A 17,366-nucleotide genomic window follows, 5' to 3' on the forward strand; every position below is an offset into this window, starting at 1 on the left:
TGCGCGAGCGAGGTGGGTCGGAGATCGCCAGAAGTATCGGTTGCCCATGGTCGCAACAATGACAATCTGCATCCGATACCGGCAGGTCAGCGCGGCGATCAAGGGCTGATGGTCGCGATTGGAGATCATCTAGCGACCATCTCGCCTTGATCCACCGCGTTGTCCCCACGTGAGCGTCGCGGGTCACCGCCTAGCGTCGCACCCGGTACCGGAGGTGGGTGACGTCGCGGCCCTGCAGGATCCGGACCGGTTCGAGCTCGATGTGGCCGGGCCCGAGCGCGTCGAAGAGGCGCCGCCCGTCGCCGAGCAGGACCTGCACGAGGTGGATCTCCATCTCGTCGAGCTGGCCGGCGCGCAGCAGCGCCTGCGCAGCGCCTGCGCCGTGCACGAGCACGTCACGATCGCCCGCGGCTGCCCTGGCCAGCTCCGCGCACTCCTCGACGTCGGTGACGAACCGGGCGCTGCCCGGCGGGACGTCGCCCTCGTCGACGTGGCGGGTGAGGACGAAGATCGGCACGCCGTCGTGGTGGTCGCCCTGCCAGCGCCCGGCGAGCTCGAACGTCCGCCGGCCGGAGATCACGGCGCCGGTCGCAAGCGCCTCGCGGAAGACCTGCCCGTTCGGGCCGTCGGACATCCGGTCGTCGAGCCAGTTGAACAGCCGCCCGCCGTCGCGGCCGAGCTCCTGGCCGGGACGGTCGTCCGGTCCGGCGATGAAGCCGTCGAGGGACATGGACATGTACAGCACCAGTCGGGACACGGGGATCTCACTCTCACGCGAAGTCGAACGAGGGCCAGCGCGTCGGACGGGCGGTGAACCCGGTGAGCTGGGACTCGGGGTGGGCCAGCCGGCCGTCGACCATGCCCGCCGCGGCGTCCAGCGGCAGACAGGGCTCGACGATCCGGAGCATCTGCTCGCGCTCGTCAGGGGTCAGGGGCCGCGCATGGTTCCTCCAGCCGTGGGGACAGGACTGCGTCGGGGTCAGCCGCGTCGCGGATCCGCCGCAGCCGTTCGTGGTTGCCGCCGTGGTAGGCCGCTGCGGGGAGCGCGCGGTCGGGGTCCGGGAAGTTCGGGTAGACGCGGCGGGAGCCGAAGGGGGCGACCGTCGACCATGAGCGGTCGAGTCGCCGGGTGTCCCCGCTGGTCACGAGTCCGATCTGGAGCAGGTAGGCCTCCGCGCGATGGGCGAACGCCGTGGCGTCGGGCCGGACCCGGTTGTAGGCGCCGCCCCACGGGATGAGATCCACCTCGTGGGCCTGGCCCGGCACCCGGTCGGCCACGACGCTGTGCACGAGCGCCGCCGCCGCGTCCGGGGGCAACGGACGGCGGAAGAACTCCGACCGGCTGTGCAGGAGGGCCGCCGGCTCCGCCCCGCTCGCGTCCAGCTCGGCCAGCGACCGCTTCGCCTGCCGGAACGACCCGGACGCGAGGGTCGCGCGCGCCGGCTCCACGCCCGCGCGGCGGACGAACTCGTCCAGCAGGGGTGCGGGGTCGCCGTCGAGCATCGTCCCCACGAGCGTCACCACCGCCGGCAGGCGGGGGTCTGCCGGCGCGACGAGGCGCAGGGTGGCGGTGAGCTGGTCGGGAGCGCCGGGGGCCCAGTGGGGCCATGCCGAGACGACCGCGGTGGCGGTGCCCGCCGGCCACGTCAGGTGGAACACGGTGGTCGGCGGCGCCGGGACCGGGCGGAACAGCAGCGTGGTGACGACCCCGAAGCCCGGCCCGCCGCCGCGCAGGGCCCAGAAGAGGTCGGGCTCGCGGTGTGCGTCGCAGTCGACGACCCGGCCGTCGGCGCACACCACCCGCGCCCCGGCGAGCCGGTCGCACGTGAGCCCGTGCCGCCTGCCCAGCTCCCCGAACCCGCCGCCGAGCGTCAGTCCGGTCACGCCGACCGCGGGCTCGCAGCCTGCCGGCAGGGTGAGGCCGTGTCCGTCGAGCGCGTCGTAGAGCGCTCCGAGCCGGGTGCCAGCGCCCACGACGGCCAGCCCGTCCCGGAGCGCGACCGTGGCCATCGGGGAGACGTCGAGGACGATGCCGGTGGTCGAGGAACGGCCTGCGAAGCAGTGCCCGCCGCCGCGGACCGCCACGGGCACCCGCAGGAGACGGGCGACGGCGAGGGTCTCGACGACGTCCTGGGTCGTGGCGCAGCGCACGACGGCGCGCGGTCGGACGTCGCGGAAGCGGGCGATCGCGGGCCTGCGGGCCCTCTCGTAGTCCGCCGACCCGGGCAGCACCACCTCGCCCGCGATCGTGCCCCGCAGGGCGGTGAGCTCGCGTTCGGTCGGGGTCACGCGGATGACGCTAGGACGCCGCCCCGGTGGCGTTCTTGAACGAACCGGCCAGCATCGGCTGGTAGGAGGCGGCGTGGTCGTGCCCCCCGCACGCGCAGGCGTCCGCGCTCTCGGCGAGGAACGCGCGGGGCGTGGCGCCGGTGAGCCGCACGCACTCGCGGGTGAGGTGGGCCTGGTCGGCGTACCCGGCCCGGAGCGCGAGCTCGGCCAGGCCGTCCCGCGAGCGGCCGGTGGCGAACGCCTGCTGGGCCATGGCGAGGAAGCCCTGGAAGCGCAGGGTGCGGTGCAGCGCCTTCGGCCCGAGGCCGACGGCGGCATGGCAGCGCCGCCGCAGATGGCGCTCGGAGACGGCGAGGAGGCCGGGGAGCGCGGCGACGCCGGAGGACCGGCCGGGCATCAGCAGGCGGACGGCCTCGGTGACGAGCGGATCCGGGTCCGCGTCGGCGGACCGCCGGGCGAGCATGCCGCGCTGCAGGGCGGCGAGCGCTGCCGCGGGAGACGCCGCGGCACACACCTGATCACCGAGCGCGGTGCCCGGCCGGCCCCAGAGCGCGTCAGCCGGCACGCTGAGGTCCACCAGCTCGGACGGCGGCACCCCCAGCAGCGCCGCGCCTGCTCCTGGGCGCAGTCGCATCCCCACCACGGTGGTGCCCGGGGCGAGCACCTCGACGTACGGACCAGTCAACGGTCCGACCACCTGCGGGGGTGCTCCCATCGCGCAGACGACCTCGGTGCCGCCGTGCGGCAGGTTCCGATGCCGGTAGGCGGGTGCGTCGGCACCGATCTGTTGCACCCACACCGTCGAGACCATGTCGGCGAGCCCGGCGACCGGCCTGCGCTCGACATAGCGCTGGCCGACGGACGACTCGTCCCTGGACATGCCTGGCATCCTGCCGGGGGGCGGCCGGTCAGCCAAGAAGGATGCGTGGCTCTGGCACGATCGCGGCGTGGATGATTCGGTTCTGGCGGTGCTCCACCGGGTGAGCGACGCGGCGGCCCGGCACGACGCCGCACAGGCAGATCGGCTCGACAGGTGGCGGGTGCTGGAACCGGACGCCGGCCGGTTCCTCTGGTTCCTCACCCAGGCCGTCGATGCCCGGAGGATCGTGGAGATCGGCACCTCACGCGGCGTCTCCACGCTCTGGCTCGCCGACGCCGCCCGCGCCACCGGTGGCCAGGTGATCAGCTTCGACCCAGACCGGGCAGCCCAGGACGATGCCGCCACCAGCCTCGCCGACGCGGGCCTCGCCGGCTACGTCGATCTGCGGCCCGAGGACGGGGGAGCGGGGGTGGCCGGGCTCGCGGACGGCGAGGTCGACCTGCTGTTCCTCGACGCGGAGCGCACGGAGTACCCGTCGTGGTGGCCGCACCCGGTCCGCGTGCTGCGCGCGGGCGGAGTGCTCGTCGCCGACAACGCGCTGTCGCACCCGGACGAGATCGCTCCCCTGGAGGCTCTGCTGCGCCGCGATCTCACCGCCGTCACGACGATCCCGGTCGGCAAGGGGGAGCTCGTCGCGCGCCGGCTGTAGGTTCGGCGGATTCGATGCGGTCAGAATCGATACAGGGCCTGGGCGTTTCCGTCCCGTGACCAGCGACTAGGGTTGATGCCGGTTCCAGAGACGCGAGAGCGGTACAGGAGGCGCACATGACCGTGCGGGTGGGCGTGAACGGGTTCGGTCGCATCGGCCGCAACTTCTGGCGAGCGGTGGACGCCCAGCGGGCGGCCGGCACCACCGATATCGAGATCGTGGCGGTGAACGACATCACCGACAACGCCACGCTGGCCGGGTTGCTCAAGTTCGACTCGATCCTCGGCAGGCTGCCCTACGAGGTGAGCCACACCGATGACGAGATCATCGTCGACGGCAAGGGCTTCAAGGGCCTCGCCGTGCGCGACCCCGCCGAGCTGCCGTGGAAGGACCTCGGCGTCGACGTCGTGGTCGAGTCCACCGGCATCTTCACCAAGCGCGATGCCGCCAGCAAGCACCTCGACGCGGGCGCGAAGAAGGTCATCATCTCCGCCCCCGCGACGGAGCCCGATCTCACGGTCGTCATGGGTGTGAACGACGACGCGTACGACGGCTCGCAGACCATCATCTCCAACGCGTCCTGCACCACGAACTGCCTCGCGCCGCTGGCGAAGGTGATCGACGACGCGTTCGGGATCGAGAAGGGTCTGATGACCACGATCCACGCGTACACGCAGGACCAGAACCTCCAGGACGGCCCGCACAAGGACAAGCGGCGTGCCCGTGCCGCCGCCCTGAACGTGGTGCCCACCTCCACGGGAGCCGCGAAGGCGATCGGCCTCGTGCTGCCGCACCTCAACGGCAAGCTCGACGGCTACTCGCTGCGCGTCCCGGTGCCCACCGGCTCGATCACCGACCTCACGGTCGACCTCCGCAAGGAGGTCTCGGTCGACGAGGTCAACGCGGCGTACAAGGCGGCGTCGGATGCCGGCCCGCTGAAGGGCTACCTGCGCTACAGCGACGACCCGATCGTCTCCTCCGACATCGTCACCGACCCGGCGTCCTGCATCTACGACGCGCCGCTCACCAAGGTGATCGGCAACCAGGTCAAGGTCTTCGGCTGGTACGACAACGAGTGGGGCTACTCGAACCGCCTCGTCGACATCACGGACCTGGTGGCATCCAAGCTGTGAAGACGCTCGACGACCTCCTCGGAGAGGGTGTGTCCGGGCGGACCGTGCTGGTCCGCTCGGACCTCAACGTCCCGCTCGACGGTTCGAGGATCACCGACGACGGCCGGATCCGCGCCTCGGTACCCACGCTGCAGAAGCTCCGCGAGGCCGGGGCGCGGGTGGTCGTCACGGCGCACCTGGGCCGGCCGAAGGGTGGGCCGGAACCGAAGTACTCCCTCGCCCCGGTGGCCGGGCGGCTCGGTGAGCTGCTCGGGGCCGAGGTGACCCTCGCCGAGCACGGCGACGAGGCACAGGCCGCCGTCGGTGCGCTGGCCGACGGTGGGGTCGTGCTGCTGGAGAACATCCGGTTCGACCCGCGCGAAACGTCGAAGAACGACGACGAGCGCGCGGCGCTCGCCCACGAGCTCGCCGCGCTGACCGGGGCGAGTGGCGCGTTCGTCTCGGACGGCTTCGGCGTGGTCCACCGCAAGCAGGCCTCGGTCTACGACGTGGCGCAGGACCTGCCGGCGTACGCGGGCGGGCTCGTGCTCACCGAGGTCGAGGTGCTGCGCAGGCTCACCGAGTCGCCGGAGCGCCCGTACGCCGTGGTGCTGGGCGGTTCGAAGGTCTCCGACAAGCTCGCGGTGATCGAGGCGCTGCTGCCGAAGGTCGACGCGTTGCTCGTGGGCGGGGGCATGTGCTTCACGTTCCTCGCTGCGCAGGGCTACGGCGTCGGCGACTCGCTGCTGGAGCGCGACCAGATCGACACCTGCCGCAAGCTCCTCGAGACCGGGAAGATCGTGCTGCCGTCCGACGTGGTGGTGGCCGACGACTTCTCGGCCGAGGCGAAGACGCAGACCGTCGCCGCCGACGCCATCCCCGACGGCTGGAAGGGCCTCGACATCGGCCCGGACTCGGTGGGGGCGTTCGCCGAGGTGCTGGCCGGGGCGGCCACCGTGTTCTGGAACGGACCGATGGGCGTGTTCGAGCTGGCACCGTTCGCCGAGGGGACCCGCGGGGTGGCCCGGGCGATCGTCGACTCCGGCGCCTACAGCGTCGTGGGCGGCGGCGACTCGGCCGCCGCGGTGCGCGCGCTCGGCCTGCCGGAGGACGGGTTCTCCCACATCTCCACCGGCGGCGGCGCGTCGCTGGAGTACCTGGAGGGCAAGTCCCTCCCCGGCATCGCCGTACTGGAGAAGTAGAAAACATGGCCGTCCGCATGCCGCTGATCGCCGGCAACTGGAAGATGAACTGCAACCACCTCGAGGCCCTCGCGCTGGTGCAGAAGATCGCCTTCTCGCTGCCGGAGAAGTACTTCGACAAGGTCGAGGTGGCGGTTCTGCCGCCGTTCACCGACATCCGCTCGGTGCAGACGCTCATCGACGGCGACAAGCTCCTGCTGGTGCACGGCGCGCAGGACCTCTCGCCGCACGACTCGGGCGCCTACACCGGTGACGTCTCCGGTGTGATGCTCGCGAAGCTCGGCTGCCGCTACGTGGTGGTCGGGCACTCCGAGCGGCGCGAGCACCATGGCGAGGACGACGCGCTCGTCAACCGCAAGGTGCACGCGGCGGTGAAGCACGGGATCGTGCCGATCCTCTGCGTGGGCGAGAACCTGGAAGTTCGCGAGGCAGGCGAGCACGTCGCCCACACCACGCGGCAGATCACAGCCGCGCTGGAGAAGGTGCAGAGCCAGCACGCGCAGAACCTCGTGCTCGCCTACGAGCCGGTGTGGGCGATCGGCACCGGCCGCGTCGCGAGCGCGGCCGACGCGCAGGAGGTGTGCGCGGCGATCCGCGAGACCGTGTCGGCGAAGTACGGCGAGGCCATCGCGACGAGCGTCCGGGTGCTCTACGGCGGCTCGGTGAAGGCCAAGAACGTCGGCGAGATCGTGGCGGAGAAGGACGTCGACGGTGCCCTCGTCGGCGGCGCCAGCCTCGACGCCGACGAGTTCGCGCAGCTCTGCGCGATCGCGGCGGGCGGCCCTCTCCCGTAACCATGTCGTGGGTGGATACGAGTGCTCCAGCGCGTATTGGGCGCGTATCCACTCACGACCCCCGGCGGGCGCCGAGCGCCATCACGGTAGTCTCGGTATCCCCGGCACAGCTGTCGGATGCGCACGAGCAATTCGGAATGAGGATCGATGGAACTGGCCCTGCAGATCGTGCTGATCATCTCCAGCGTGCTGCTCGTGCTGCTGATCCTGCTCCACCGTGGCCGCGGTGGTGGACTCTCCACCCTGTTCGGCGGCGGAGTGCAGTCGAGCCTGTCGGGGTCGAGCGTGGTCGAGAAGAACCTCGACCGCCTCACGCTGTTCGTCGGTTCGATCTGGGTGATCGCGATCATCGGCACCGGGCTGCTGGTCCGGGTCGGGGTCTGAGGGAGGCAAAGGGATGTCCGGCGGCAACGCGATCCGCGGCACCCGTGTGGGGGCCGGTCCGATGGGTGAGTCCGAGCGAGGCGAGACGGCGCCGCGCTCGCGAATCCCGTACTTCTGCGCGAACGGCCACGTCACCACTCCATCGTTCGCGAACGAGGCGGACATCCCCGAGTCGTGGGACTGCCCGCGTTGCGGCCTGCCCGCTGGCCGGGACGGGGAGAACCCGCCCGCGCCGCCGCGCACGGAGCCCTACAAGACGCACCTCGCGTACGTGAAGGAGCGCCGCAGCGACTCCGACGGCGCGGCCATCCTCGAGGAGGCCCTCAACCGTCTCCGCGCCTCCCGCGAGCTGCCCTAGCGCCCACACCTCCCGGTGGTCGCCATCGCGACCACCGGGCCCGCGTTGGCGAGTCTCGATACGTGACCTGTGGGTGGCTTCGGCCCTCTGCGCGGCCGCTCAGCCGCTCAACGCCGCCACCTGCTGGTCGAACGCCACCACCAGCTGCGCGGCGGTGGTGCCGGCCGGCACGGCCGATGCAGCGAGGGTCACCAGTCGGCCGTTGCGTACCAGCGCGGCGAACACGTTGCCGCCCTGAAAGCGGCACACGAACCCGGCGGCCCCCACCGGTGCCCGGGACCCGTCCTCGCAGAGCTCGGCCACGGTGTCGAGCGCCGGCGGCCGCTCCGTGACGTCGACGGACAGGAACGTCGGGCCCTCGGCCGGGCGTGTGGTGCCGGCCGGGTCGTAGACGCAGCGGGTGTCGCTCGCCGTGCTCGCGTCCGGTGTCCAGGTCACGCCCGTGACGTTCGCGAGCGCGGCCGTGTCGAGCAGGCACGCGGCCGGCGGCGGTGGAGGTGGAGGCGGCGGTGCCGGAGCAGGTGGTTCGGCGGCCGAGCACCCACAGAGGGCCGCCGTCAGGACCACCGCGCCCACCAACTGCCTCACGTGCCCACTCTCCCACGCGGCCATCGCGCACTGTGGCGCCATACTGCTGACCCGAGGCCCCGGAAACAGCCGTATGGATCCAAGGTGCTGGAGGTCGATGATGACCCGATGGACGTTGCCCCCTGAGAAAATCCCCAGCGCGTGGTTCAACGTCGCGCCGCATCTCCCGAAGCCCCTCGAACCGCCCCTGCATCCGGCCACGCGTCAGCCCGTCGGGCCCGACGACCTGGCCCCGCTCTTCCCGATGGCGCTGATCGAGCAGGAGGTCTCCACCGAGCCGTGGATCGACGTGCCCGGTGAGGTGCTCGACATCCTCCGGCTCTGGCGGCCCACCCCACTGGTGCGGGCCGTGCGGCTGGAGCGCGAGCTGGGCACTCCGGCGCGCATCTACTTCAAGGACGAGTCGGTGTCGCCCGCCGGGAGCCACAAGCCCAACACGGCAGTGGCGCAGGCCTTCTTCAACGCCCGGGAGGGCATCACCCGCCTCTCCACGGAGACCGGCGCAGGGCAGTGGGGCACCGCCCTCGCGTTCGCCTGCGCCCAGTTCGGCCTCGATCTGCAGGTCTACATGGTCCGGGCCTCCTACGAGCAGAAGCCGTACCGCCGGGTCGCGATGGAGACGTGGGGCGGTTCGGTCGTCGCCTCTCCGGTGGACGACCCGCAGCACCCCGGATCGCTGGGCATGGCGATCTCGGACGCCGTAAGGGACTGCGTCTCCCGCGACGACACCCACTACGCGCTCGGCTCGGTCCTCAACCACGTGCTGCTGCACCAGACCGTGATCGGTCTGGAGGCCAGGGAACAGCTGGAGCTCGCGGGGGAGCGGACGCCGGACGTCGTGATCGCGCCGTGCGGTGGCGGCTCGAACCTCGGGGGAATCGCGTTCCCGTTCGTGCCCCACGACGCGGTGCGGCTCCTGGCCGTCGAACCGGCGTCCTGCCCGACCCTGACGCAGGGGCGGTTCGACTACGACTTCGGTGACACCGCGGGCCTCACCCCGCTGCTGCCGATGTACACGCTGGGACACGACTTCGTGCCGCCGTCGATCCACGCGGGCGGGCTGCGCTACCACGGCGACTCCCCGCTGGTCTCCGCGCTCGTGCGGGACGGCCGGATGGAGGCCGTCGCGTACCCGCAGCGGACGGTGTTCGAGGCGGCCGTGCAGTTCGCAAGGGCCGAGGGCAAGATCGCCGCCCCTGAGGCGGCCCACGCGATCCGGGCCGCGATCGACGAGGCACTTGCCGCGAAGGAGTCCGGCGAGGAGAAGGTGATCCTCTTCAACTACTGCGGCCACGGCTTCCTGGATCTGTCGGCGTACGACGACTTCCTCCACGGCCGGCTGCCCGACGAGCAGGGCTAACAGCGCTGCAATCCGCCGCGCCGGGGTCAGCAGCCGCACGGCACCGTGAGCGGGTCCGGATCGCTGTAGGTGAGGCCTGCGTCCGTCTCGACCGGGAAGCCCTCGCGGGTCCAGTACTCGATGCCGCCCAGCATCTCCTGCACCACGTAGCCGAGGCGGGCGAGGGCGAGGGCGGCGCGGGTGGCGCCGTTGCACCCCGGGCCCCAGCAGTAGGTCACGACCGGCACCCCGGGGTCGAGCAGGGCGGCCGCACGGTCGGGGATCTCGCCGGTGGGCAGGTGCAGCGCGCCGGGGATCCGGCCCGTGGCCCACGATGCGGCACTGCGCGAGTCGATGAGCACGAATCCAGGCTCGCCGCTCGTGAACGCGGCGTTGACGTCGGCGACGTCGGTCTGGAAGGCGAGGCGGGCGGCGAAGAACGTGACGGCGTCGAGGTCCATGGCCGCGACGCTAAGCGGCGACCGCAAGCACTGGAAGGTGGAATCCACGGTAGTTTCGCGTTATGGCCGTGGAATCCCTGGACGATCTGGACTGGCGCTTGCTGGAAGCGTTGCAGAACGACGGCCGCGCCAGCTACGCCGACCTGGGGCGGCTCGTCGGGTTGTCGCCTAGCGCCGTCACGGAGCGGGTGCGCAGGCTCGAGGAGAGCGGCGTGATCACGGGCTACGGCTGCGAGGTCGACCCGGAGAAGCTGGGCCTGCCGATCATGGCGCTCGTCCGCCTGCGCTACCCCCACGGCAACTACAAGCCGTTCCGCGACCTGCTGGCCACGACACCCGAGGTCACCGAGGCCCACCACGTCACGGGGGATGACTGCTTCGTGCTCAGCGTGCGCGCCCGCGGGATGCGCCACTTGGAGCAGGTCACGGGCCGGATCGCCGGCCTCGGCGCGGTCACGACGAGCGTCGTCTACAGCACCCCGCTGCCGAGACGATCAGCGGTCACCAGCGCGGTGGCCGCGAGTGGGGCCGCCGCGAGCGCGAGCAGCCGTCGCACCTGACGCCCGATCCGGAGCACGATCACCCGAGTGGAGCGGCAGCGACAACACGGGAGCGTCGCACACGTGGGTGGCTGCGGGAGGCGGGCTACGCCGTCGTTCCCCGGTGGGCGGCGGCGACGGCGAGCCGCCCCATCCCCACGATGCCCGCGTCAGGTCCGGTGGTGGTCGCGTCGATGACCAGGTGCCCGGTGGCGATGGGGTGCGACCCCTCGTAGACGCGCCCGCGGACCGCCGCGACGAACGGCTCGACCGAGGACAGCGCCCCGCCGAGGTAGACCGCGCCGGGGTTGACGAGGTTCACCACGGTGCACAGCACGGCGCCCAGGTAGCCGCCCGCGGCGCGGACCAGCGCGGAGACCTCGGGGTCGCCGTTCTGGGCCCGGTGCACGACGTCGGCGGTGGAGCCGATCTCGATCCCGCGTGCCTGCAGCAGTCGCACGACGCCCGCCCCGGAGGACACCGTCTCGAGGCAGCCGAGGTTGCCGCACGAGCACGGCGTGGCGCTGGCGACGTCCACCCGGGTGTGGGTGATGTTGCCGGCGCCCGCCGATGAGCCGGGGTAGATCCGGCCGCCGATGACCAGACCGCAGCCGATCGCGGTGCCCGCCTTGACCGTGACGGAGTCCCGGGTGTGGTCGATGCGGGCATAGTGCTCGCCGAGTGCCATCGCATTGGCGTCGTTCTCGACGACGGTGGGAACGCCGAGCCGCTCGGTGACCCGTTCCCCGACGGGGACGTCGTTCCAGCCCGGCATGCGTGAGGCCTGGACGACGGCGCCGCGGTCGGCGTCGACAGGACCGGGGAGCGAGAGCCCCGCTGCCATGACCGTGCCGCCCCGGGCGGCCTCGTTCCACGCCGCGACGATCCGGTCGAGCGTAGCGTCCGGCCCCTCGCTGACATCGACATCGACCTCGGCCACGTCGCGTAGCGCTCCGGTGAGGTCGACGACCGCGGTACGCGCGTGGTGACCGCCGACGTCCGCGACGACGACGCAGCCACCGTCGTCCCGCAGCCGAAGGATCCGTCCCGGCCGGCCGCCGCGGGAGGGTGCGAGGTCGGCCTCGTGCAGCACGCCCGAGGCCAGCAGCTGCCCCACGCGCAGCGACACGGTCGACGGTGCCCAGCCCAGTACCTTGCCGATCTCGGCACGGGTGACCGCTCGACCGGTGGCAACGAGCTCGACGATGGCAGCGGCTGCCTCGGACATGACCCTTCTTCCATTATTGAACGAAGTGGGCGTGCATTTTCGCACTTTTCGCCGCTGTGCCCCCTTGGTCGGACACGGTCCGCCTGAATTTATCGCTCCGTAACAGCGAAGAGCTGGTGATCGCGGCGTGCCACTGGTTGCATGCTTCCATCTTGCAGTAACTTTTGCCAGTGATGGAGGAAGTTGTGTCCCGACCCCCACTCGCCGCACGGATCGCGCGCGGCACCGCCTTGGCGGTCGCTGCGGCGCTCGCCCTGGCTGCCTGCGGCTCCGGCGGCGAGGAGAGCGGCGGCACTGGCTCCGTCGTCAACTACGCGCTTCCGGCCAATGCCACGCCGAACTGGATCCTGCCGATCGGCGTCCCGGGCACGCTCGCCACCCACAACACCTCGATCTACCGGAGCCTCTGGCCCGCACTGGTGGCCTTCAACGGCAGCACGGGCCAGGTCGCGCTGGACGAGGCCGCCTCGGTCGCCGAGTCCATCCAGTGGTCCGAGGACGGTACGCAGGTCACGCTGAAGCTCAAGGACATGAGCTGGAGCGACGGACGTCCGGTAGCCGCCCGCGACGTCGAGTTCTGGTTCAACCTGATCAAGGCGGGGAAGGACGGCTGGGGCTCGTACGCCGAGGGCAAGATGCCCGACAACGTCGTGGCGGTCAGCACCCCGGACGAGCGGACGGTCGTGCTCACGCTCGACCAGGCCTACAACCAGCAGTGGTTCACCTCCACCCAGCTGACCCTCATCACGCCGCTGCCGCAGCACTCGTGGGCGAAGACGAGCGACGACGGCGCGGTCGGCGACGGTGACCGCGACCCGGCCCAGGCACGGGCGATCTTCGACTACCTCGTGGCGGAGTCCAAGGACCTCGCATCGTACGAGACGAACCCGCTGTGGGACGTGGTATCCGGGCCGTTCACGGCGCAGGAGTACGCGGCGAACGGCCAGGTGAAGCTCGTGCGGAACCAGGCATACGACGGGACCGACCCGGCGCACGCCGACGAGGTCAACCTCCTGCCGTTCACGAGCGCCGACGCCGAGGTCAACGCGGTGCGCGCCAAGTCGGTCGACTACGGCTACATCCCGAGCTCCGCGCTCGCGCAGGAGCAGCAGTACACCGGTCTCGGCTACCGGGTCCAGCCGTGGACCGGGTGGTCGGTCACGTACATGCCCTACAACTTCCACCACCCGCAGATGGGCGCCGTCTTCTCCCGGCTCTACGTGCGTCAGGCGCTGCAGCACGCGATCGACCAGGTCGGCATCTCCGAGGTCGTGTGGCACGGCGCGGCCGACCCGGGCTACGGGCCGGTCCCGCAGGAACCGGCGAGCGACTACCTGTCGGAGGTCCAGGCGACCAACCCCTACCCGTTCGACCCTGCGGCGTCAGCGCAACTGTTCGCCGCCCGCGGCTGGACGCGGGGCGGCGACGGCGTGCTCGCGTGCACCAACGCGGGCACCGGCGCCGACCAGTGCGGCGAGGGCATCGCGGCGGGCACGAAGATGGAGCTCACGTTCCTCGTGCAGAGCGGCTCCCAGGAGACCGACAACCAGTTCGCCGAGATCCAGTCGGCCCTGCAGCAGGTGGGCGTGTCGGTCTACCTCGAGCAGGCGCCGCTCAACCAGGTGCTCTCCCGCACGGCCCCCTGCAAGGCAGGCGCCCCGGAGTGCACGTGGCAGCTGAGCTACTTCGGCACCGCGGGCAGCTGGTACTTCGGCGCCTACCCCACCGGTGAGCGCATCTTCGGCAGCGGCGGCACGGCCAACTTCGGCAACTACTCCAACCCCGAGGCCGACGCCCTGCTCTCCGCGGCTGTCCTCAGCAACGAGCCGGGGACGATGGCGCAGTACTCGGCGCTGCTCGCCCGGGACCTGCCGGTGATGTGGCTGCCCAACCCCGTCTACCAGGTCTCGGTCATCGCCGAGGGCCTGACGGGCACCACGCAGGACCCGGGCGCGAACTTCTACCCCCAGCGGTGGGGTTGGGAGAGCTGACGAAGCCATGGCCACCACCACAACCGCGACCATGAACCCCCTGCTGCGCTTCGTCCTGCAGCGGACGGGCCAGGCCGTGCTCGTCGTCCTGCTCGTGACCGTGGTGGTGTTCCTGCTCCTCCAGGCGCTGCCCGGGGGGCCCGCGCGCGGGGTCCTCGGGCAGACCGCCACGCCTGCGCAGATCGCCGCCTTCAATGCGGCGAACGGGTTCGACCAGCCCCTGCTCCAGCAGTACCTCGCGTTCCTGGGCCGCCTCGCCAGGGGCGACCTCGGCGACTCCTTCGTGATGAACCAGCCCGTGGCCGACGCCGTCGCGCAGCGGCTGCCCAAGACGTTGCTGCTCACCGGGCTGTCGCTCGTCGTGGCGCTGGCGGTCGCGCTACCCCTGGGGGTGCGGCAGGCCGCGCGGCGCGGCTCCGGCTTCGACTACTCGGCCACGACGATCGCCGTGGTGCTGTACTCCACGCCCAGCTTCTTCCTCGGGCTCATCCTCGTCGTCGTGCTGTCGCAGTGGCTCGGCTGGTTCCCGGCGCTCGCACCGCAGGGCCGCACGGTGCTCGCCATCCTCGGCGAGCCCCGCGCGCTCGTGCTGCCGGTCCTCACCGGGGCGCTGGTGGCGGTCGCGACGTTCAGCCGGTACGCGCGGTCCTCGACGATCGACAGCCTCGCCGAGGACTACGTCCGGACCGCGCGCGCCAAGGGCACCCCCGAGGCCGCGGTGCTGCGCCGGCACGTCCTGCGCAACTCCCTCACACCCGTCGTGGCGATGCTCGGCTACCAGATCCCCGTGGTCTTCGGCGGCACACTCGTGGTCGAACAGCTGTTCAACTATCCCGGGATGGGCCTGCTGTTCTGGAGCTCGGCCCAGGCCGGGGACTTCCCGGTGCTGCTCGGCTGCGTCCTCGTGATCGCTATCGCCACCGTCATCGGGTCGTTGCTCGCGGACGTGCTCCAGGCCGCCGTCGACCCGCGCACCCGAGGAGCCCTGCAGTGACCGCCCCGCTCCCCGCCGACGCGCGTCCCGTGTCCCGTGGGCGCGCGCTGCGCCGGTTCCTCGCGAACCGGATGGCCGTCGTCGGCCTCGTGGTGCTCGCCCTCCTCGTCCTGTTCAGCGTCGTCGGCCCGCTCGTCCACCCGACCGACCAGGTGCACACGAACCTCGCCGAGGCCAACCTGCCGCCGTCCGGTTCCCACCTGCTCGGCACCGACTCGGTGGGCTACGACGTGCTCGGCCGGCTCATGCAGGGTGGTCAGATCTCGTTGCTCGTCGGTCTCTCCGCGGGGATCCTCGCCACCCTCGTCGGCACCCTCTGGGGTGCCACCGCCGGCTACGTGGGCGGCTGGGTGGACGCGGTGATGATGCGCGTGGTGGACGCCGGCATCGCCATCCCCGCGATCTTCCTTCTGCTCGTCGTCTCGGCCATCACCGGCCCGACCGTGCCGCTGCTGGTCCTCGTCATCGGCCTGGTCTCGTGGCTGGTGCCGGCGCGGCTGGTGCGCGCCGAGTCGGTGTCGCTCAAGACGCGCGAGTACGTGCTCGCCGTCCGGGCAGGCGGCGGCACCCACCGGCGGGCGGTGCTGCGCCACATCGTCCCGAACACCATCGGCACGGTGGTCGTCAACGCCACGTTCCAGGTGGCCGACGCGATCCTGCTCGTCGCCTACATCAGCTTCCTCGGCATGGGTGTGCAGCCGCCTGCAACGGACTGGGGAGCGATGCTCAGCTCCGGCGTGGGCCTCGTCTACTCGGGCGCGTGGTGGCTGATCTTCCCCGCCGGCCTGGCCATCGTCGCCGTGGTGTGCGCCTTCAACTTCATCGGCGACGGGCTGCGAGACATGTTCGACGTGAAGGGGAAGCGCGCGTGACCACGTCAACGGCAACCGCAGCGCTCGAGATCGACGACCTCCACGTCACCTTCGCCACCGACGAGGGCGACGTGCACGCCGTCCGCGGGGTCCGGCTCGCGCTCGAGCGCGGCCGCGTCCTCGCCCTCGTCGGCGAGTCCGGCTCCGGCAAGAGCGTCACCGCGATGTCCGTGCTCGGACTGCTGCCGCGCAACGTCCGCACCACCGGCCGGATCAGCGTCGGCGGGACCGACGTGCTCGGCCTGACCGGGGAGGACCTGCGCCGGGTGCGCGGCGCCCGCGTCGGCATGGTGTTCCAGGAGCCCGCCACCGCGCTCAACCCGAGCATGGCCGTCGGCGCCCAGGTGGCCGAGGCGTTGCGCAACCACGGGACGGCCAGGGACGCGGCCGCGGCGCGCGCCGTCGAGCTGCTCACCGAGGTGGGCATCCCAGACGCAGCCGCCCGCGCAGGCCGTTACCCGCACGAGTTCTCCGGCGGGCAGCGCCAGCGGGTCGTCATCGCCATCGCGATCGCGTGCGAACCCGAGGTGATCATCGCCGACGAGCCGACCACGGCGCTCGACGTCACAGTGCAGGCCGAGATCCTCGACCTCCTGCGCCGCCTGGTCCAGGAGCGCGGCGCCGCCCTCTTCCTCATCACCCACAACATGGGCGTGGTGGCCGACATCGCCGACGACGTGGCGGTGATGTACCACGGCCGGGTCGTCGAGCAGGGGCCCGTGCAGCAGGTCCTCACGGAGCCGGCCGACGACTACACCGTCCGGCTCCTCGCCGCCGTGCCCGAGCTGCCCGAGCTCGCGGCCGAGCCCGCTCTCGTCGACAAGGCTGCCACCGAGTCGACGGACGGGAATGCCCTGCGGCTGCAGGGCGTGTGCGTCGACTACGGCCGCGGGCGGCGCGCGTTCCGCGCCGTCTCCGACGCCGACCTCGTCGTCGGCGCGCGCGAGATCGTCGGGGTGGTGGGCGAGTCCGGCTCGGGCAAGTCGACGCTGGCGCGGGCCGCCGTCGGGCTCGTGCCGATCGCGGCGGGCTCGGCCTCGGTGCTGGGATCCGAGCTGACGGGCCACGGCCGGCGCGCCCGTGTGCTCCGGGCGCGGATCGGCATCGTGTTCCAGGACCCGGCCGGCTCGCTCGACCCGCGCATGACCGTCGGGGAGTCGGTCGCCGAGCCGTTCCGGATGCATCCGGAACTCGCCGGCCGCCCGAACCGGGCGGAACGCCGCCGACGCGTCACCGAGCTGCTCGACGCCGTCCGGCTGCCCGGCGGCAGCCTCGACCGCTACCCGCACGAGCTGTCGGGCGGGCAGCGCCAGCGCGTCGCACTGGCGCGGGCGCTCGCCCTGCGGCCGGGCCTGCTCATCGCCGACGAGCCGACCAGCGCCCTGGACGTCTCCGTGCAGCAGCAGGTCCTCGACGTGCTGCGCGAGGTGCACGCCGAGTTCGGCTTCGGCTGCCTGTTCATCAGCCACGACCTCGCAGTGGTGCACGAGATCGCCGACCGCGTGGCCGTCATGCACCGGGGCGTGATCGTTGAGGAAGGACCCGCCGGCCACGTGCTCGGCGCCCCGCGCGAGCCCTACTCGCGCCGCCTCGTGGCCGCCGCGCCGTCCCTGGACCCCGTCGAGCAGCGCCGCCGACGCGAATTGCGCGTCGCCACCCGCTGAACCGCGCTGGACACCAGCAAGG

Annotated in this window: 19 protein-coding genes; 12 read left to right on the forward strand and 7 right to left on the reverse strand. The window is 71.9% G+C overall.

The genetic code is table 11. From position 1 onward, the window contains the following. Positions 1 to 190: 190 nt before the first annotated feature. From K1T35_RS22830 to K1T35_RS22845, 4 genes are read right to left on the reverse strand one after another with little or no spacing between them, the layout of a single operon-like run. Positions 191 to 757, reverse strand: a complete 567-nt coding sequence (locus K1T35_RS22830) for a dihydrofolate reductase family protein (protein WP_220262132.1) — start codon at positions 755 to 757, stop codon at positions 191 to 193. 13 nt (positions 758 to 770) lie between these two features. Beyond that, the gene (locus K1T35_RS22835) at positions 771 to 908 is read right to left on the reverse strand and encodes a hypothetical protein (protein WP_220262133.1); all 138 of its coding nucleotides are present in this window, start codon (positions 906 to 908) and stop codon (positions 771 to 773) included. 13 nt (positions 909 to 921) lie between these two features. Continuing rightward, positions 922 to 2,289, reverse strand: coding sequence for an FAD-binding oxidoreductase (locus tag K1T35_RS22840; RefSeq protein ID WP_220262134.1), 1,368 nt, complete (start codon positions 2,287 to 2,289; stop codon positions 922 to 924). A gap of 10 nt (positions 2,290 to 2,299) precedes the next feature. Then, positions 2,300 to 3,169 carry a helix-turn-helix domain-containing protein gene (locus K1T35_RS22845; protein WP_220262135.1) on the reverse strand — a complete coding sequence of 290 codons (870 nt, stop codon included), beginning with the start codon at positions 3,167 to 3,169 and terminating at the stop codon, positions 2,300 to 2,302. A gap of 67 nt (positions 3,170 to 3,236) precedes the next feature. On the opposite strand from K1T35_RS22845, the gene K1T35_RS22850 reads away from it, so the two are divergent. From K1T35_RS22850 to K1T35_RS22875, 6 genes are all read left to right on the forward strand, one after another. Beyond that, positions 3,237 to 3,818 carry an O-methyltransferase gene (locus K1T35_RS22850; RefSeq protein WP_220262136.1) on the forward strand — a complete coding sequence of 194 codons (582 nt, stop codon included), beginning with the start codon at positions 3,237 to 3,239 and terminating at the stop codon, positions 3,816 to 3,818. Between the two features lie 116 nt (positions 3,819 to 3,934). Then, positions 3,935 to 4,951, forward strand: a complete 1,017-nt coding sequence (gap, locus tag K1T35_RS22855; RefSeq protein ID WP_220262137.1) for a type I glyceraldehyde-3-phosphate dehydrogenase — start codon at positions 3,935 to 3,937, stop codon at positions 4,949 to 4,951. Then, a complete protein-coding gene (pgk, locus tag K1T35_RS22860) occupies positions 4,948 to 6,132 on the forward strand; it encodes a phosphoglycerate kinase (RefSeq protein ID WP_220262138.1) in 1,185 nt (394 codons plus the stop codon). Before gap ends, pgk begins: the two co-directional genes overlap by 4 nt. A 5-nt stretch (positions 6,133 to 6,137) precedes the next feature. Continuing rightward, the gene (tpiA, locus tag K1T35_RS22865) at positions 6,138 to 6,926 is read left to right on the forward strand and encodes a triose-phosphate isomerase (RefSeq protein ID WP_220262139.1); all 789 of its coding nucleotides are present in this window, start codon (positions 6,138 to 6,140) and stop codon (positions 6,924 to 6,926) included. A gap of 147 nt (positions 6,927 to 7,073) precedes the next feature. Continuing rightward, on the forward strand, positions 7,074 to 7,310 hold the full coding sequence (secG, locus tag K1T35_RS22870; RefSeq protein WP_220262140.1) for a preprotein translocase subunit SecG: 237 nt from the start codon (positions 7,074 to 7,076) through the stop codon (positions 7,308 to 7,310). Between the two features lie 13 nt (positions 7,311 to 7,323). Beyond that, positions 7,324 to 7,668 carry an RNA polymerase-binding protein RbpA gene (locus K1T35_RS22875; RefSeq protein ID WP_220262141.1) on the forward strand — a complete coding sequence of 115 codons (345 nt, stop codon included), beginning with the start codon at positions 7,324 to 7,326 and terminating at the stop codon, positions 7,666 to 7,668. Positions 7,669 to 7,767: 99 nt separating this feature from the next. Here the strand turns inward: K1T35_RS22875 and K1T35_RS22880 are convergent, their stop codons facing one another. After that, positions 7,768 to 8,256 carry a hypothetical protein gene (locus K1T35_RS22880; protein WP_220262142.1) on the reverse strand — a complete coding sequence of 163 codons (489 nt, stop codon included), beginning with the start codon at positions 8,254 to 8,256 and terminating at the stop codon, positions 7,768 to 7,770. Positions 8,257 to 8,356: 100 nt separating this feature from the next. On the opposite strand from K1T35_RS22880, the gene K1T35_RS22885 reads away from it, so the two are divergent. Then, positions 8,357 to 9,616 (forward strand): TrpB-like pyridoxal phosphate-dependent enzyme, encoded by a 1,260-nt coding sequence (locus tag K1T35_RS22885; protein ID WP_220262776.1) that lies wholly within the window; start codon positions 8,357 to 8,359, stop codon positions 9,614 to 9,616. Positions 9,617 to 9,642: 26 nt separating this feature from the next. Here the strand turns inward: K1T35_RS22885 and K1T35_RS22890 are convergent, their stop codons facing one another. Beyond that, positions 9,643 to 10,056, reverse strand: a complete 414-nt coding sequence (locus K1T35_RS22890; RefSeq protein WP_220262143.1) for a rhodanese-like domain-containing protein — start codon at positions 10,054 to 10,056, stop codon at positions 9,643 to 9,645. A gap of 62 nt (positions 10,057 to 10,118) precedes the next feature. Between K1T35_RS22890 and K1T35_RS22895 the strand changes: the two genes are divergently transcribed. Next, positions 10,119 to 10,616 (forward strand): Lrp/AsnC family transcriptional regulator, encoded by a 498-nt coding sequence (locus K1T35_RS22895; protein WP_220262144.1) that lies wholly within the window; start codon positions 10,119 to 10,121, stop codon positions 10,614 to 10,616. A gap of 85 nt (positions 10,617 to 10,701) precedes the next feature. Here the strand turns inward: K1T35_RS22895 and K1T35_RS22900 are convergent, their stop codons facing one another. Then, the gene (locus K1T35_RS22900) at positions 10,702 to 11,823 is read right to left on the reverse strand and encodes an ROK family protein (RefSeq protein ID WP_220262145.1); all 1,122 of its coding nucleotides are present in this window, start codon (positions 11,821 to 11,823) and stop codon (positions 10,702 to 10,704) included. A gap of 185 nt (positions 11,824 to 12,008) precedes the next feature. On the opposite strand from K1T35_RS22900, the gene K1T35_RS22905 reads away from it, so the two are divergent. Genes K1T35_RS22905 through K1T35_RS22920 form a run of 4 tightly spaced genes read left to right on the forward strand, consistent with a single transcriptional unit; the run spans position 12,009 to position 17,344 of the window. Continuing rightward, positions 12,009 to 13,814: a peptide ABC transporter substrate-binding protein gene (locus K1T35_RS22905; protein WP_255622436.1), complete on the forward strand. Its 1,806-nt coding sequence runs from the start codon at positions 12,009 to 12,011 to the stop codon at positions 13,812 to 13,814. A gap of 7 nt (positions 13,815 to 13,821) precedes the next feature. Next, positions 13,822 to 14,808 carry an ABC transporter permease gene (locus K1T35_RS22910; RefSeq protein ID WP_255622437.1) on the forward strand — a complete coding sequence of 329 codons (987 nt, stop codon included), beginning with the start codon at positions 13,822 to 13,824 and terminating at the stop codon, positions 14,806 to 14,808. Beyond that, positions 14,805 to 15,680 carry an ABC transporter permease gene (locus K1T35_RS22915; protein WP_255622438.1) on the forward strand — a complete coding sequence of 292 codons (876 nt, stop codon included), beginning with the start codon at positions 14,805 to 14,807 and terminating at the stop codon, positions 15,678 to 15,680. The genes K1T35_RS22910 and K1T35_RS22915 overlap by 4 nt, the downstream gene beginning before the upstream one ends. Beyond that, the gene (locus K1T35_RS22920) at positions 15,677 to 17,344 is read left to right on the forward strand and encodes an ABC transporter ATP-binding protein (protein WP_220262146.1); all 1,668 of its coding nucleotides are present in this window, start codon (positions 15,677 to 15,679) and stop codon (positions 17,342 to 17,344) included. Before K1T35_RS22915 ends, K1T35_RS22920 begins: the two co-directional genes overlap by 4 nt. Positions 17,345 to 17,366 lie beyond the last annotated feature (22 nt).

This window comes from Pseudonocardia sp. DSM 110487 (genome assembly GCF_019468565.1).
Classification (GTDB): domain Bacteria; phylum Actinomycetota; class Actinomycetes; order Mycobacteriales; family Pseudonocardiaceae; genus Pseudonocardia.

Excerpts from the sequence above, each read along its gene's own strand:
- K1T35_RS22835 (WP_220262133.1), bottom strand. The coding sequence starts at position 908 with ATGCTCCGGATCGTCGAGCCCTGTCTGCCGCTGGACGCCGCGGCGGGC.
- K1T35_RS22845 (WP_220262135.1), bottom strand. The coding sequence starts at position 3,169 with ATGTCCAGGGACGAGTCGTCCGTCGGCCAGCGCTATGTCGAGCGCAGG.
- gap (WP_220262137.1), top strand. The coding sequence starts at position 3,935 with ATGACCGTGCGGGTGGGCGTGAACGGGTTCGGTCGCATCGGCCGCAAC.
- tpiA (WP_220262139.1), top strand. The coding sequence starts at position 6,138 with ATGGCCGTCCGCATGCCGCTGATCGCCGGCAACTGGAAGATGAACTGC.
- secG (WP_220262140.1), top strand. The coding sequence starts at position 7,074 with ATGGAACTGGCCCTGCAGATCGTGCTGATCATCTCCAGCGTGCTGCTC.
- K1T35_RS22875 (WP_220262141.1), top strand. The coding sequence starts at position 7,324 with ATGTCCGGCGGCAACGCGATCCGCGGCACCCGTGTGGGGGCCGGTCCG.
- K1T35_RS22885 (WP_220262776.1), top strand. The coding sequence starts at position 8,357 with ATGACCCGATGGACGTTGCCCCCTGAGAAAATCCCCAGCGCGTGGTTC.
- K1T35_RS22890 (WP_220262143.1), bottom strand. The coding sequence starts at position 10,056 with ATGGACCTCGACGCCGTCACGTTCTTCGCCGCCCGCCTCGCCTTCCAG.
- K1T35_RS22895 (WP_220262144.1), top strand. The coding sequence starts at position 10,119 with ATGGCCGTGGAATCCCTGGACGATCTGGACTGGCGCTTGCTGGAAGCG.
- K1T35_RS22900 (WP_220262145.1), bottom strand. The coding sequence starts at position 11,823 with ATGTCCGAGGCAGCCGCTGCCATCGTCGAGCTCGTTGCCACCGGTCGA.
- K1T35_RS22910 (WP_255622437.1), top strand. The coding sequence starts at position 13,822 with ATGGCCACCACCACAACCGCGACCATGAACCCCCTGCTGCGCTTCGTC.